Genomic DNA, 13,049 nt, shown 5'->3' on the forward strand with positions numbered 1-13,049 from the left:
AGTAGTAACCGCATGAACAAGTCTGCACACGTCATTATCATGGGCGGTGGTCCAGCTGGCAGCATCGCAGCGTTGACCTTGCAAAAACTTGGGCACCAGGTGACGGTGTTCGAAAAAGAGAAGTTCCCGCGCTACCGCGTAGGCGAATCTTTCTTGCCTGGCACGTTGTCGATCCTGCACCGCCTCGGGCTGAGTGAAAAGATTGCGCAGGCCGGCTACGTGCTCAAGCCTTCCGCCACCTTCCTGTGGGGCAAGACCGAAGCGCCGTGGACCTTCTCGTTCAGCACGCCCAAGACCGAAGACTGGGTGTTCGACCACGCCATCCAGGTGCTGCGCTCGGACTTTGACCAGATGCTGCTCGACACCTGCCGTGAGCGCGGTGTGCGCGTGTTCGAGGAGGCGGCAGTCATCGATGTGGATACCGAACAGGCCGACAAAGTCAGCGTCACGGTACGGCACAAGGACGAGACCAGCGAATTCACGGCCGACTACCTGATCGACGCTTCCGGCAGCAATAGCCCGCTGGTGCGCAAGCTGGATCTGCGTGAGTACGACGAGTTCTACAAAAGCGTGGCCTTGTGGTCGTACTTCAAGACCCCGGACCCGTTCAAGAACGACCTCAATGGCACCACTTTCTCGATCACTTTCGAAGATGGCTGGATCTGGATGATCCCGCTCAAGGACGGTATCTACAGCGTGGGTACCATTGTCGACCAGAGCAAGCTGGCCGATATCAAGGCCATGGGGCTCAATGCTTTTTATGACAAGACCCTGGCCAAGAGCGAGCGAGCCCTGTCGATCCTCAACGGTGTGGAGCGTTACGAGGATGTGAAGCTGGTGCGTGACTGGTCCTACGAAACCAAATACTTCTCCCGCAACCGCTTTTTCCTGTGCGGCGATTCGGCCTGCTTCACCGACCCATTGTTCTCCCAAGGGGTGCACCTGGCCTCGCAGTCGGCGGTCAGCGCAGCCAGCAGCATTGACTACCTGATGCAGCATCCGGAGCAGAACGAAAAGGTCCACGCCTGGTACAACCGCAGCTACAGCGAGACCTACAACCAGTACCACGAGTTTCTGGCGTCCTTCTACACGTTTGCCTCGTTCACTGAGCCGGAATCCGAGTTCTGGACCAAGCGTCGCATCAGCGAGTCGGCCGACGAACGCTTGAAGCGCAAGGAGTGGTTCGAGCAATTGGTCAACGGGGAAAAACAGAACCGCCCGCAGATTGGCGACTTCAAGGACCGCGCCTCCACCATGATTGCCATCGGCCGGCACCAGCGCAATGAGTTGACCGACGAGTTCATGGATGCCGAGCTTAACCCGGCTCGCGTGCGCTGGATCTCCGACTTGACCAAACAGTTGAATCGCATCGCCAGCTTCAACTGGTTGGGCGACCGGGTCGAGACCGCCGACTATTTCAAGATCGAGCCCCTGAGCTTCAAGCTGAGCCTCAAGCGGATCCTGTCCAACGGGGCCGGCAAGGACATGACCAAGTACACCGTGAGCGAAGCGCTGGTGCAGCTGTTCAAGGACCTCTACGAACAGAAATTCGGCTACAAGGAGTTGATGGTGCGCCTCAACGAAGTGGGGGAGGTGAACTCCTCGCAGTTCGTTATCCGGCTGATGGAGGCCGGTTTGCTCGATGGTTTCGACAAGCATGGGCAACGAGTGCTGGTGCAGGATCGCCTGCGCTTCGATGGGGTAGGTGTCGAATATGAAGTATGACGAGGGGTTCAGTTGGCTTTTCCTGGCGGGCGTCGGCAACTCCGGCGATACCCACTGGCAGCGGCATTGGAAGACCGAGCATCCCGATTCATTGTGGCTGGAGCACCGTGACTGGGATAACCCGGACTGCGAGGAGTGGGTCGCGGATTTGCAGGCGCTGTTGTCCGGGCAGCAGCGACCGGTGGTCGTGGTCGCCCATAGCCTGGGGTGCCTGTTGCTCCTGGAGTGGGCGGCGCGACATCGCTCGGACCTGATGCGCGGCGCGTTTCTGGTCGCGGTGCCGGACCCCAATGGCAAGCAGTTTCCGGAGCAGGCCCGTGGCTTCCGACCGGCCGACCAACTGAGCGTCGACTTTCCGGTCACGGTGATCACCAGCCAGAACGATCCCTACGGGGACCTGGATTACGTTCAGCGCAGCGCCCGCCAGTTGGGTTGCGGCTGCACCAACCTGGGCGAGCTGGGCCACATCAATGGGAAGTCGCAGTTGGGGTACTGGGATCAGGGCTACAACCTCTTGCAATCCTTTGCCCGGTCACTGAGTCACTGAGTGACGATTGAACACAGGCTGCCCACGGCGGCCTGTATTTCTTTAAGCCATCAGGACGATGCTATGTCAGCTAATGCCGTGTCTGTGCTGCCGGGCGATGAGCTTGGCGCCGCATTATCGCCATCGGTTCGAGGGGTTGCGCAGGGGCAGTGCCACCGTATCCCGGTGCATGCCCGATTTGAAGGGCACAGTGTGCCGGCCACGTTGGCGGTCCGGGACGAGGTGCATTGCGTGCTTGAAGTGCCGGCCGGTCTCTACAGTGCCAACCCCGAGCCTTTCACCGTGACGCTGTGTTTCCAGCAGTGCCTGCATCGCCCGCAAGTGCCGGTGAACATGCAGGGACGGTGGTCAGGCAATGACCGACCCTGCCTGGAACTGGTGAGCTGCGGCTCCAGGCCGGCGTACCTGAATGAGCGCGATCGCGCCGACGCGTCACTCAGGGCGGCGGCGCGAAGCCCCATACTGTTCAATCGTCGCCTGACCGTACAATTGCATTACCTCAGCCCGCTCAACGGCGCCTTCGAGGTACTGGACCGAGATGTAGTGATCGTGCCGGGCATGGACCTGGAACTGCAGTTCAACTGTCCCTGGAGTGGCCAGGCCATGGTGCGTGTGCAGGTCCAGGGGCGTTTCGAGGACCAGGGCCGTTTCCTCTGTCATTTCCGGGTGCTGGACAAACCCTCGAGCACCGCGGTGGCGTTGATGCTGCTGTGCCAGCGTCGGCACTTTTCCTTCGACAGCCTGCCCGTGGCGCTACGCAAGAGTCCGGCCATCGGTCGCCTGATCCATGTCGCGATTATCGAAGGGACCGGCGCCATGGACGATTTGCTGACGTGCCGCCTGGCTGCCAACCGCCACTACGGTCGGCTGGAGGACGTGCAGGATCCGCGAGTCTTGTGGGATGAATGGGACCCTTACGCCATCCAGGTCAGCGCGCGGCTGGGCAATAAATGTGTGGGGGCGGGGCGTGTCGTCGTCAACAGCGGCTATCGTGAGCGCTGCGAGATCGAGATGGCGACGCCCTTGCCTCAATGGTTGTGGGCGGCGGGTTTTGTCGAGATGTCCCGGGTCGCCATTTTACCCGAGTACGCCGGGCATCACGTGATGCTGGCACTGCTGCGCGAACTGGGCCGGATTACCCTGCATCTGCAGAGCCGGTACATCGTGCTGGACGCCATCGATCTCCTGGTGCCGATCTACACCCGACTAGGAGCGCAATGCCTGCCGATCAGCAAAAAGCACCCCTATAGCGGTGAAACCGTGCGCGTCATGTATTTCGACGTTGGCCGTCTTCTGAGCCGTCTCGACTGGCATTTGCCCCAGTGGCTGTTTGTCTTCGGTCCTACCATCGGGCACAGCGTGCATCGCCAGCACATCAGCCAGTTGGCCGCTCAATTCCGGGTGTCGGCCACGGGGATACGGGTCAAGCGGGGGATCGCGCGTGCGCTCAAGAAACTCATGGGTTAATCCCTCGGTCGTGAGGCTTGTCAGCTCCACCGCGTCGGCCACCCTGTACGCCGGTTGGGTGGCATTCTGCGCCCGTCAGTTACCCTGGATGGCCATGGCGCAATCGGCCTTGGCGCAGTGGCTGCTCAGTTTCGCGGCTACTTTTGCGTTCTCGGCATTTATCAGCCGCCGGATCGGCAGCAGCCCGCACCAGGCCGTTGCGGTGCGAGTGGCCGCTTGGGCGATGCTGATCTACGCGGCTGTGCTGCTGAGCGTGCACATGATGATCGGCACGCCGGATCCGGTGCTGACCCTGCTCCCGGTATTGGGCCTGGCGGGAGCCTATGCTTTGTTCTATGCCCGGTTGCAGGTCCGTCACAATGCCCGTGAACAATCTGCATGAGCGCGTTGCAGTTGGTTGTCTTCCCGGTCCATGCACTGGCTGATGTCGCTTGGCATACCGTGCTGGACGCACAGCAGATGCGACACGCCGCGACCTTGGGCGAGCGCCAGCGAGTTCGTTACCTCAACGCACGCATTGCCCTGCGCCTGACGGTGGCCGGGCTTGTGCAGTGCGATCCGCAACAAGTGGCGATCGAACAGCAGGCCTCGGGGCAATTGTGCATTTGTACCCAGCCCCGACTATTCGCCAGCGTGACTTATGCACAGCGCCTGGGCCTGCTGGTCGTGGGGTCGTCCCGTGTGGGCCTTGACTACGAGGACGGTGCCGCCCCGGTCTTCTGGCGCAGTGCTGTGCGTCGATACTTTTGCGAGAGTGAGCGTCGCTGGCTCCAGAGTCGCGATGAGGGTACGCGGGAAGCCGACTTTGTGTGGTTGTGGACCCGGCGCGAGAGTCTGCTCAAATACCGGGGGAGTGGGATACGCGGTGATACGCGGTGCTTATGTCGGCCCGAAGATGCCGCCCCTTCCCAGCGCAGTTTCAACCTGGCCGGAGGAGTCGGCACACTCACCGGTGAGGTGCTTACAGCCGATCTGTTGCCTTCGCGGTTGGGCCTGTGCGGTGAGTGGTCGCCAGAACTCGATTTCAGCTGGCACCCGGCGCCTGGCCGGATGCCTTGCTGTGTCAGATCTGAATGAGCTGCATCGACAGGGCCTGGACAACGGCGGCGCTACGCGTCGTCACGCTGAACTTTCGGCGGATATTCTTGAAGTGATAGTCCACGTTGGCTTCCGAACAGCAGCAGATATTCGAGATCTCCCAACTGGTCTTGCCAAAGGCACTCCAGCGCAGTATTTCCTTTTCACGCCGGGTCAGCTTGACCTGGGTGACGGGCGCTGGCGGAACCATCAGGGCCAGGGCGGCTTGCAGGGCTGCGTCCCTGAGCATCGATAGCGTACCCATGTGGTGCCTGATCATCGATTGCGCCTGATCAGCGTCGCGTGCCTGGAGATTGAGGCCCAATGTCCCGAACTGGCCTTGCGGGCCGTGCAGGGCGAAGGTGACGCCATGCTCCAGGCCGTGGGCGATGGCCAGCGCTCGCAGGCTGTGTTGTTGCGGTGAGCTGTACAGTCGCTCGGTCCAGACGATGGGCGTGACGTTATGCATGCAGTGCAACATGACCGGGTCGATCCTGACGTAGCCTGCCTGTTCGTAGGCCTCATGCCAGGCTTGTGGGTAATCGCCGATGACCAGTTCGCTGCGCTCCCGTGCGTTTCTGTCCTGTTTGAGGCGCAGTTCATAGCGGCCAAAGCCCAGTTGCAGAACCGGTTCTTTCAAGCGATCGAACAGATCGCTGCTGGTCGAGACGCCGGGGCCGTCCAGAAGAAACTCAAGCGCTTGCGATAACATCATTCATTTCCTTTTCAATGATTGCCGGCTCAGCATCGCAGGATGCGGATCAACGGTTCATCAGCCAGATCGAAGCCGCGACCAACAAACCTCCAAGGCATTGCCAAACGGAGAGTTGGATATCCAGTACGGCCCAGGACAGCAGCACCGCGAACATGGGCGCCAGGAACAGCCAGCCACTGGTGCTGGTGGCGTCTGCCTGTTTCAGCGCGACGAACCACAGCCCGAACGAGCCGGTCGAGGCCGGTATGGCCAGCCAGGCAAACCAGCCCCACTGCTGGATCGAGAGGTGATCGGGCCAGTGTTCGCCGGCCAGGAGGGCGCAGGCGAGTGCCCCCAGGGCGCCGATGAACAGTTGCCAGAAACTCAAGGTCCACGTGCCGACCGCCACCGGGTTGCGCTTGATGATCAGTGTCGCGGTGGCCCAACTGACGGCGGCGCCCAAACCCAGCGTTACGCCGATCCAGGCGCCAGGCTGTGGGTCTTTTGCAACGTCAGCGCCAATGGCCAGCGCTACGCCGATCAAGCCTGTAACCAGGCCCAACAGGCGGTTGGCCTTGAGCGGCTGCGCGAAGAACAGTCGGTTGCCTACCGCGACCCACACGGGGTTGGTGAAAAGCAGGATCGCGGCCGTGGAGGCCGAAACGGTGCGCATTGCCAAGAACAGCAGGCTCATCACGGCCGTCGTCTGGGTAAGGCCGATGAGGGCGATCACCAGCACCTGTCGGGCGTCCAAGTGGCGTGGGAGCAGGTTGGTACGCCAGGAACCACCTTGCATGAATACCAATGGCAAGGTTGCCAGCGCGGCCAGGAAGAACCGCCAGCCCACCAGCATCAAGGGATCGAATCCCTGGTCGAGCAATATCTTGCCCGACACGAAACTTGAGCCCATCAGAAATGTGGACGCCAGGATCGTGACAGCGAAACCCAGTCGGCTATGGAGGCCCGTCGCCTCGCCAGCCACTGACATTGCCATCAGCGGATCTCGATCCGCAGCGGCAGGACCCGGCTCGGTAACAATGGTGCGATGCGCCATTGGCCCAAGCGCTTGGTGGTTTCCTGTGGTGCCGGCGCCAAGGCAAGCTGCAGCACCCCGGTTCCGTCGATCAGCGCTTTGCCGGCGCTCAACCTGAGGCTCTGGCTCTGCTCCAGGAGCATGTCGCGACCTTCCCAGCTCACCCAATGACTGCCGCTCAGGGCGTGAGCGATGATGTCCTGGCGCAAGTGCAACGACATCAACTCGGTCGGGCGAAGATAGATGTAAACCCAGTCCGGCTCGCCGTCGGATGACCCCTGGGAATTGGCACTGAAAGAGACCGTCAACGTACGCACCCTGGTCTTCCTTCTGAAAAAGTCATTGGAAAATACATCTGTGCTTACATTAAATGGCCGGTTTCGGTAAAAACATCAGTAATTTCTTGAAGTAATTGTTAGCGGGGCTTACATGTCGGCGATCCCTCCCCTCAGTTGTCTGCGCAGTTTCGAAGCTGTCAGCCGCTTGTCCAGTGTCACCTTGGCGGCGACGGAGCTGCACGTCACTCATTCGGCGGTCAGCCAGCAGCTCAAGGTGCTGGAAGAGATGCTGGGTGTGACACTGTTCGTGCGCGAGGGGCGTACCTTGCGCATCACTGAAGACGGTCGGTTGTACTCGTTGCAGGTGCGTGAATCGTTGAAGAACATCGCCGATGCGACTCGCCAGGTTAAAGCGCAGCCCAAGGCTTCGGAGCTGGTGGTGGCGGTCATGCCTTCCTTCGGCTTCTCCTGGCTGCTGCCGCGCATCGGTCGATTCCAGGCGCGTTACCCGCATATCACGGTGCGCCTGCAGGCCAGTCTCACCGTGACCAATCTGGCGCAGGAGGCGGTGGACGTCAGCGTGCGCATGGGGCGGGGCGACTGGGAACAGGTGGAAAAACAGCTGTTGTTTCACGACGAAATGATCGTTGTCGCTTCCCCGGGCTTCAATGGTGGGCAGTTACCGCATACGCCAGCGCAGATCGTCGCGAGCCCGATCATTTTCACCATGGACTCCTGGCAGCCCTGGTGCGAGGCGGCGGGGCTGGACACCGAGGTCACGCGCAAGGGGCTGTGCAGCAACGATTCGAATCTGGTGCTGGAGGCCGTGCGACTCAAGCAGGGTATCGCGCTGGTGCGTCGCAGCCTGGTGCATGACGCCATCGGGCGTGGTGAACTGGTGCAGTTGAGCGAGCATGCGGTGCCGTATGCGTACCCGTATTGGCTGCTGCTACCAGACCGCGAGCGCGTCGAGGCCAAGCGGCAGCAGTTTGCCGAATGGCTGGGTGAGGAGGTTGAGTCGTATCTGCGAGAGCTCAGCCAGGCACGTCGACTGCCGGCCTGCTGAGCGATCCTTTTTTCGATGCATAAAAAAACGGCCTATCTTTCGATAGGCCGTTTTTAGTACTTGGTGGCTACACAGGGACTTGAACCCCGGACCCCAGCATTATGAATGCTATGCTCTAACCAACTGAGCTATGTAGCCAAGTGGCGCGCATTATTCGCCGGTAACGAAGATGTGTCAAGCGTAAATCTGAAATATTTCTCTGCGCTTTCAACCGCTTAACAATCTCCGCCGCAGATCCCTGTCAACTGAGCTGAAATCTCCCTGTGTTGGCACTCAAGGCCTGGCTCCCCTGACTCAAGGTATCCGCCGCCACGTTCACGGCCCGTGCGCCTTCGAGCAAGCGCATGGCCGCCTGGTCGACCTGCTGGATGTTGCCGCTGACCTCGTCGGCGGTGCTGGCTTGTTCATCCACGGCAGTGGCGATTTGCGCCAGGGTGTCGGTGACACTTTGCACGGCGCTGGCAATTTCTCCCAGCCGTTCGCCCAGGCCGGTGACGGCTTGGGCGTCGGTCTGGGCCTGGCCGCAGGCGGCTTCCATCAGGCTGACGGCTTCGTTGACCGTGGCACGCAGGCTGTCGACGGTGCCGGCAATCTGTTGCGTGGAGGACTGGGTGCGTTGCGACAGGCTGCGTACTTCATCGGCCACCACGGCGAAACCACGGCCCTGTTCCCCGGCGCGAGCCGCTTCGATGGCGGCATTGAGGGCCAGGAGATTGGTCTGCTCGGCCACGCCACGAATGGTATCGACCACCAGTTGGATCTGCTGCCCTTGTTCGCTGACGCGCCCCAGTGCGGCGGCGGTTTCGTTGAGTCGCTGGTTGAGCTGTTGGATGCTCGCCGTGGTGCGCTGGCTGTCGCGGCTGCTGTCGGTGGCGATGCGGCGGGTCTGCTGGGCACTGTCGGAAGCCTGTTCACAACTCTTGGCCACGCCCTGGGAGGTGGCGGCCAGTTGCGTCGCGGCGGCGGCGATCTGGCTGATCTGCATCTGCTGGGCCTCGACTTCTCCCAGGGCGCCGCTGGAGTGGGTATTGAGGGTGCGTACGGCATTGCTCAACTGCAACGTTTCGTGGTCCACCCCCAGCAGGCTGTTGCGCAACTGCACCACGGCGACATTGAGGGCGGTGCTGATGGCCGCCAGTTCATCGCGCCCTTGCACCGGCACTTGCAGGCTGAGGTTGCCGTCGCGCAGGGCTTCGGCCAGCAGGGTGATGCCGCTGGCGCTGCGCCGGATCGACGCTTGCAGGCACACAAAAAGATACAGCGCCGCCAGCAGCAGGCAGCCCAGCACCGTCGCTACCAGGCTGAACTGGCGAATCGCCGAACCGTGGTAGTGATCCAGCCGCGTATCCAGTGCCACCAGTGATTGTTGCCGCAGGGTCGCCAGGTCGGTAAGGAGGGCGTCCATGTGTTTTTCGAAGTCTTCCGGCTTCAGGTTGATGGAGCCGCCGAATACGCCGTCATCCAGCACTTTCAGGCCGGCGTCCAAGTGCTTGAGGCTGCCTTGGAATTGTCCGGCCCAGGTTTGCAAATCGCTGGGCAGGCGGGTTTCCAGCAATGCTCCGGTCTTGACCAGTTGGTCCCGGGCGTCACCGATACGGCTGCGCAGGTCCCGCAGTTGCAGGCGACTCTGCAGCGTGAACTGGCCCGATACCACAGAGGCCTGGCCAACGCTGGCCAAGCGGCCGACCCGTTCGATCAGGTCCGGTGTTTGTTGGGTGGAAATCTGGGTCAGCAGGTAGGTTTCCAGCCAAGAGGCGAGGGTCAGGCGGTTGTCCATGACCATCTGCTCGCGCAAGGCTTGCAGGGCGCTGAGGGCCGCGGTGAAACGGTCGTAGCCGTCCGGCCACCAACCCACGCTGCCCAGGCTCTTGGAGTCCAGACCGTTGAGGCTGGTTTGCAGGGTTTGATAGCGGGCAAGCGTGTCGGCTTCGGCACCTTCGCTTTGCAAGGTGGTGCCCAGGTCGCTGGCGGCCTGGTTGAGGGCCGGCTGCACCGCATCGAAGGCCGCCATGGCGGCGATGGTCGCCGGGGTCGGTTGGCGATTGGTTTCCGTGGCGCGCCAGCGGGCGGCGCGGTTGCGCTGGGCGGTGAGCAGGTTGTCGAGATTATCCAGTGCCAGCAATTGGCGAACCCCGGCGCGCTCTCCGGAAATCAGGCTGAGTTTGTCACGATAGTCCTGGCCGATGAGCCACAGGCTGCCCATGAGCGGCAGGATAAAAAGCAGGAACAGCAATTGGAATTTGCGGGCGAAGCCGAAATGCCCCAACAACCTGATTCCCGGTGATAGAAAAGCCTGCATGCCCATACTCCCCTGGACACCCCTGCACTGTTTTTGTGCGTTTTTACACAGTGCTAAAACGGGTGCCCTTTTAAAAGGCTTCGAAAGTTTGTCCAAATCGGCTCGGTAGGCCAGCTCTGTAGCGAAACTTCCCATTCTCGGTCTCCTTTGTAAGGAAGCCGCGTTGTAGCTCATTAACAAGGCAAGATTCAGACCATGGCGTTGGGCTATCACCTTGGAATTCGACAATTTTTTCAAGGTAGATAGCAAGCTAAGGGGATAGCCTTGTCGCACCGAAAAATGGCACATTGACGCACCTGCCCATGTGCACCCTCTGTCGTCTGGAAACTCCCATGGCTATCAGCAATACCCAAGCCGCCACCCCATCCGTTGCCGCCCCGGCGCAAAGCAGCCCGTTGGTCATGCGCATCATCGGTGCCGTGGCGCTGGCGCACCTGATCAACGATTTGATCCAGGCGGTGCTGCCGTCGATCTACCCGATGCTCAAGGACAGCTATGGCCTGACCTTCACCCAGGTTGGCCTGATCACCCTGACGTTCCAGTTGACCGCATCTTTGTTACAGCCCTGGGTCGGCTATCACACGGATCGCCATCCCAAGCCCTGGCTGCTGCCGGCCGGGACGGTGTGCACGTTGATCGGCATTGTGATGATGTCCATGGTCGGCAGTTTTGCCTTGATCCTATTGGCGGCGGCATTGATCGGTATCGGCTCGTCGACCTTCCACCCGGAAGCATCGCGGGTGGCACGACTGGCGTCGGGTGGGCGCTACGGGTTGGCGCAATCGACATTCCAGGTGGGCGGCAACGCCGGCTCTGCCTTCGGCCCGCTGCTGGCGGCGGCGATCATCATTCCCTACGGGCAAGGCAATGTGGCCTGGTTCGGGTTGTTCGCCCTGTTTGCGCTGTTCGTGCTGTACCGCATCAGCCGCTGGTACGCCAACCACCTGAACCTGTTCAAGCTCAAGCAAGGCCAGGCGGCCACCCATGGCCTATCCAAGGGCCGGGTCTTGAGCGCGCTGGTGGTGCTGGGGTTGCTGGTGTTTTCCAAGTACTTCTACATGGCCAGTTTTACCAGCTACTTCACGTTCTATCTGATCGAGAAGTTCGAGCTGTCGGTGGCCTCTTCGCAGTTGTATCTGTTCCTGTTCCTCGGCGCAGTGGCGGCGGGGACCTTTTTTGGCGGACCGATTGGCGACAGGATCGGGCGCAAGGCGGTGATCTGGTTCTCGATCCTCGGTGTGGCGCCGTTCACCCTGATTCTGCCTCACGTCGACCTGCTGTGGACCAGCATCCTCAGCGTGGTCATCGGCTTCATCCTCGCTTCGGCGTTCTCGGCCATCGTCGTGTACGCCCAGGAACTGGTGCCGGGCAATGTAGGGATGATCGCCGGCGTGTTCTTCGGGCTGATGTTCGGTTTCGGCGGGATTGGCGCCGCGCTGCTGGGGCATCTGGCGGACATCCGTGGCATTGAGTACGTGTATTGGTTGTGCTCGTTCCTGCCGTTGCTTGGGGTGTTGGCGATTTTCTTGCCGAGGACTAAAAAAGTCTGATCCGCATCCAGATGGCCGTTGCCAATGAATATCGAGTTTTATGCTGAAAAATCTTTTGATCAGAACGGTGACCGCCGCCATGGGTAAGCGTAAACGCAAGACACTGCCGAAGGATTTCGGCCAGTTGCTGGAACAGGCCTCGTTTGCCGAGCTGGTCGCCGTGTTCGATGCGTGTGAGATTGAAGCCACCGGCGGCTACAGCAAGAGCACCGCGCTGGGTTTTTACAACTGCCCCGACGAACTGGCCCGCTGGCTGGTGGAGCAGGGCGCCGATATCAATGCCCGTGACACTTACCAGCGAACGCCTCTGCATCATCGCAGTTCGAGTTGGATCGGGGGTATCGATCTGCTGCTGGATCTGGGCGCCGATATCGAGGCGCAGGATTACCAGGGCTACACGCCGTTGCATGCCGCGGCCAACAGCCACAAAGCCGAGGCCATCGCGGCCCTGATCCGCCGGGGCGCCAATGTCGATGCCAAGAGTCGGCAGGGGCACGGTGTCCTGCATATTGCCTTGGCCACCACCCGCAACGCCGATATCGAGGCCACCGCGGAAATCGCCCAGACGCTGTTGGCGGCAGGGCTGCAAGGCGATGACGGTATGCTCGCTGAAGTGCAGCGCATCGGCCGTGAGTTCGAATTTCACCGGGCCTCTTTCAACCCGGACTACCTCGAGGCAACGGACGCCGCCCTGACCCGTCTTTATCGCCTTTTCGACGTCGTGCCCGTTGCCTCTCGCAAGGTTCACGACGGTCAGGCCGCCATCGTCGTGACGGCCAGTGGCTGGCCAGACCAGCATCAGCAATTGTGGGAGCTGCTGGTGCCATCCTCAGGCGCCGCAGCGACGGCGCAGGGTGAGGTGATCCGCATCAGTGGCCGTATCTCCCGAGAGATTCACCACAACGGATCGGCCAACTGGGACGCCGATTTCAAAGCGATGTTGGTGGCTCTGGTTGACCATCTGGGCAGCGCCGTGCCCTTGCCTGAGGCCGACCTCGCTGAAGCCCGGGCACTGGCTGCCGGCCTGCGGGGTGGCAACGATAACGACGAGCAGACTGATCGTCTCTGTGAATTGGCCGTGCGTTGGGTGATCGCCAACCCGCAGCCGGTGCCATTGGCGGCGCCTTCCTACAGCAGGTGACGTGACGGCGCGTCCCGCCTCTTCAGGAGCGAATAGCCCGGCGTGACACCTCGTGCCGCACTTGTATTGAATTACGACCAAAGTACTGTTTTGTATAACGCCTAAGTTCGATTTTGTACAAAAGTCGGTCGTGTTAATTTGTGGCTGTGGTTATTGGTCTGAATGGATTCTG

12 protein-coding genes and 1 tRNA gene are annotated in these 13,049 nt (G+C 61.0%); 8 read left to right on the forward strand and 5 right to left on the reverse strand.

Translation table 11 applies throughout. The annotated features are described in order from the left end of the window. The first annotated feature begins 12 nt into the window (after window positions 1-12). From cmlS to BM317_RS19270, 5 genes are all read left to right on the forward strand, one after another. On the forward strand, window positions 13-1,725 hold the full coding sequence (gene cmlS, locus BM317_RS19250; RefSeq protein WP_092475716.1) for a chloramphenicol-biosynthetic FADH2-dependent halogenase CmlS: 1,713 nt from the start codon (window positions 13-15) through the stop codon (window positions 1,723-1,725). Further along, entirely contained in the window at window positions 1,715-2,272 is a 558-nt protein-coding gene (locus tag BM317_RS19255; RefSeq protein ID WP_092172228.1) for an RBBP9/YdeN family alpha/beta hydrolase, read from the forward strand. Before cmlS ends, BM317_RS19255 begins: the two co-directional genes overlap by 11 nt. Window positions 2,273-2,335: 63 nt before the next feature. Further along, window positions 2,336-3,739 (forward strand): GNAT family N-acetyltransferase, encoded by a 1,404-nt coding sequence (locus BM317_RS19260; RefSeq protein WP_139236048.1) that lies wholly within the window; start codon window positions 2,336-2,338, stop codon window positions 3,737-3,739. A 10-nt stretch (window positions 3,740-3,749) separates the two neighbouring features. Further along, window positions 3,750-4,121, forward strand: coding sequence for a hypothetical protein (locus tag BM317_RS19265; RefSeq protein ID WP_139197889.1), 372 nt, complete (start codon window positions 3,750-3,752; stop codon window positions 4,119-4,121). Beyond that, complete coding sequence (locus BM317_RS19270) at window positions 4,118-4,816, forward strand: 4'-phosphopantetheinyl transferase family protein (RefSeq protein WP_092172219.1); 699 nt, start codon at window positions 4,118-4,120, stop codon at window positions 4,814-4,816. Before BM317_RS19265 ends, BM317_RS19270 begins: the two co-directional genes overlap by 4 nt. Here BM317_RS19270 and BM317_RS19275 read toward each other — a convergent pair. The 3 genes from BM317_RS19275 to BM317_RS19285 are packed head-to-tail and all read right to left on the reverse strand — an operon-like array spanning window position 4,803 to window position 6,860. Then, window positions 4,803-5,531 (reverse strand): LuxR family transcriptional regulator, encoded by a 729-nt coding sequence (locus tag BM317_RS19275; protein ID WP_092475721.1) that lies wholly within the window; start codon window positions 5,529-5,531, stop codon window positions 4,803-4,805. The two genes, BM317_RS19270 and BM317_RS19275, sit on opposite strands and share 14 nt — an antisense overlap. Window positions 5,532-5,577: 46 nt before the next feature. Then, complete coding sequence (locus BM317_RS19280) at window positions 5,578-6,504, reverse strand: DMT family transporter (RefSeq protein WP_218190553.1); 927 nt, start codon at window positions 6,502-6,504, stop codon at window positions 5,578-5,580. After that, window positions 6,504-6,860, reverse strand: a complete 357-nt coding sequence (locus tag BM317_RS19285) for a hypothetical protein (protein WP_092475724.1) — start codon at window positions 6,858-6,860, stop codon at window positions 6,504-6,506. Before BM317_RS19285 ends, BM317_RS19280 begins: the two co-directional genes overlap by 1 nt. Window positions 6,861-6,972: 112 nt before the next feature. Between BM317_RS19285 and BM317_RS19290 the strand changes: the two genes are divergently transcribed. Then, window positions 6,973-7,887: a LysR substrate-binding domain-containing protein gene (locus BM317_RS19290; protein WP_092475727.1), complete on the forward strand. Its 915-nt coding sequence runs from the start codon at window positions 6,973-6,975 to the stop codon at window positions 7,885-7,887. 61 nt (window positions 7,888-7,948) lie between these two features. On the opposite strand, the gene BM317_RS19295 is transcribed toward BM317_RS19290, so the two are convergent. Beyond that, a tRNA-Met gene (locus tag BM317_RS19295) sits at window positions 7,949-8,025 on the reverse strand. 103 nt (window positions 8,026-8,128) lie between these two features. Beyond that, entirely contained in the window at window positions 8,129-10,186 is a 2,058-nt protein-coding gene (locus BM317_RS19300; RefSeq protein ID WP_092475730.1) for a methyl-accepting chemotaxis protein, read from the reverse strand. A gap of 332 nt (window positions 10,187-10,518) precedes the next feature. Between BM317_RS19300 and BM317_RS19305 the strand changes: the two genes are divergently transcribed. Next, window positions 10,519-11,736, forward strand: coding sequence for an MFS transporter (locus BM317_RS19305; protein WP_092475733.1), 1,218 nt, complete (start codon window positions 10,519-10,521; stop codon window positions 11,734-11,736). Between the two features lie 79 nt (window positions 11,737-11,815). Further along, entirely contained in the window at window positions 11,816-12,877 is a 1,062-nt protein-coding gene (locus BM317_RS19310) for an ankyrin repeat domain-containing protein (protein WP_092475793.1), read from the forward strand. Window positions 12,878-13,049: the final 172 nt, after the last annotated feature.

Source organism: Pseudomonas sp. NFACC24-1, from assembly GCF_900115235.1.
GTDB lineage: Bacteria > Pseudomonadota > Gammaproteobacteria > Pseudomonadales > Pseudomonadaceae > Aquipseudomonas > Aquipseudomonas fluorescens_AA.

Excerpts from the sequence above, each read along its gene's own strand:
- BM317_RS19280 (WP_218190553.1), bottom strand. The coding sequence starts at position 6,504 with ATGGCAATGTCAGTGGCTGGCGAGGCGACGGGCCTCCATAGCCGACTG.
- BM317_RS19290 (WP_092475727.1), top strand. The coding sequence starts at position 6,973 with ATGTCGGCGATCCCTCCCCTCAGTTGTCTGCGCAGTTTCGAAGCTGTC.
- BM317_RS19310 (WP_092475793.1), top strand. The coding sequence starts at position 11,816 with ATGGGTAAGCGTAAACGCAAGACACTGCCGAAGGATTTCGGCCAGTTG.
- BM317_RS19300 (WP_092475730.1), bottom strand. The coding sequence starts at position 10,186 with ATGCAGGCTTTTCTATCACCGGGAATCAGGTTGTTGGGGCATTTCGGC.
- BM317_RS19305 (WP_092475733.1), top strand. The coding sequence starts at position 10,519 with ATGGCTATCAGCAATACCCAAGCCGCCACCCCATCCGTTGCCGCCCCG.
- cmlS (WP_092475716.1), top strand. The coding sequence starts at position 13 with ATGAACAAGTCTGCACACGTCATTATCATGGGCGGTGGTCCAGCTGGC.
- BM317_RS19255 (WP_092172228.1), top strand. The coding sequence starts at position 1,715 with ATGAAGTATGACGAGGGGTTCAGTTGGCTTTTCCTGGCGGGCGTCGGC.
- BM317_RS19260 (WP_139236048.1), top strand. The coding sequence starts at position 2,336 with ATGTCAGCTAATGCCGTGTCTGTGCTGCCGGGCGATGAGCTTGGCGCC.
- BM317_RS19270 (WP_092172219.1), top strand. The coding sequence starts at position 4,118 with ATGAGCGCGTTGCAGTTGGTTGTCTTCCCGGTCCATGCACTGGCTGAT.
- BM317_RS19275 (WP_092475721.1), bottom strand. The coding sequence starts at position 5,531 with ATGATGTTATCGCAAGCGCTTGAGTTTCTTCTGGACGGCCCCGGCGTC.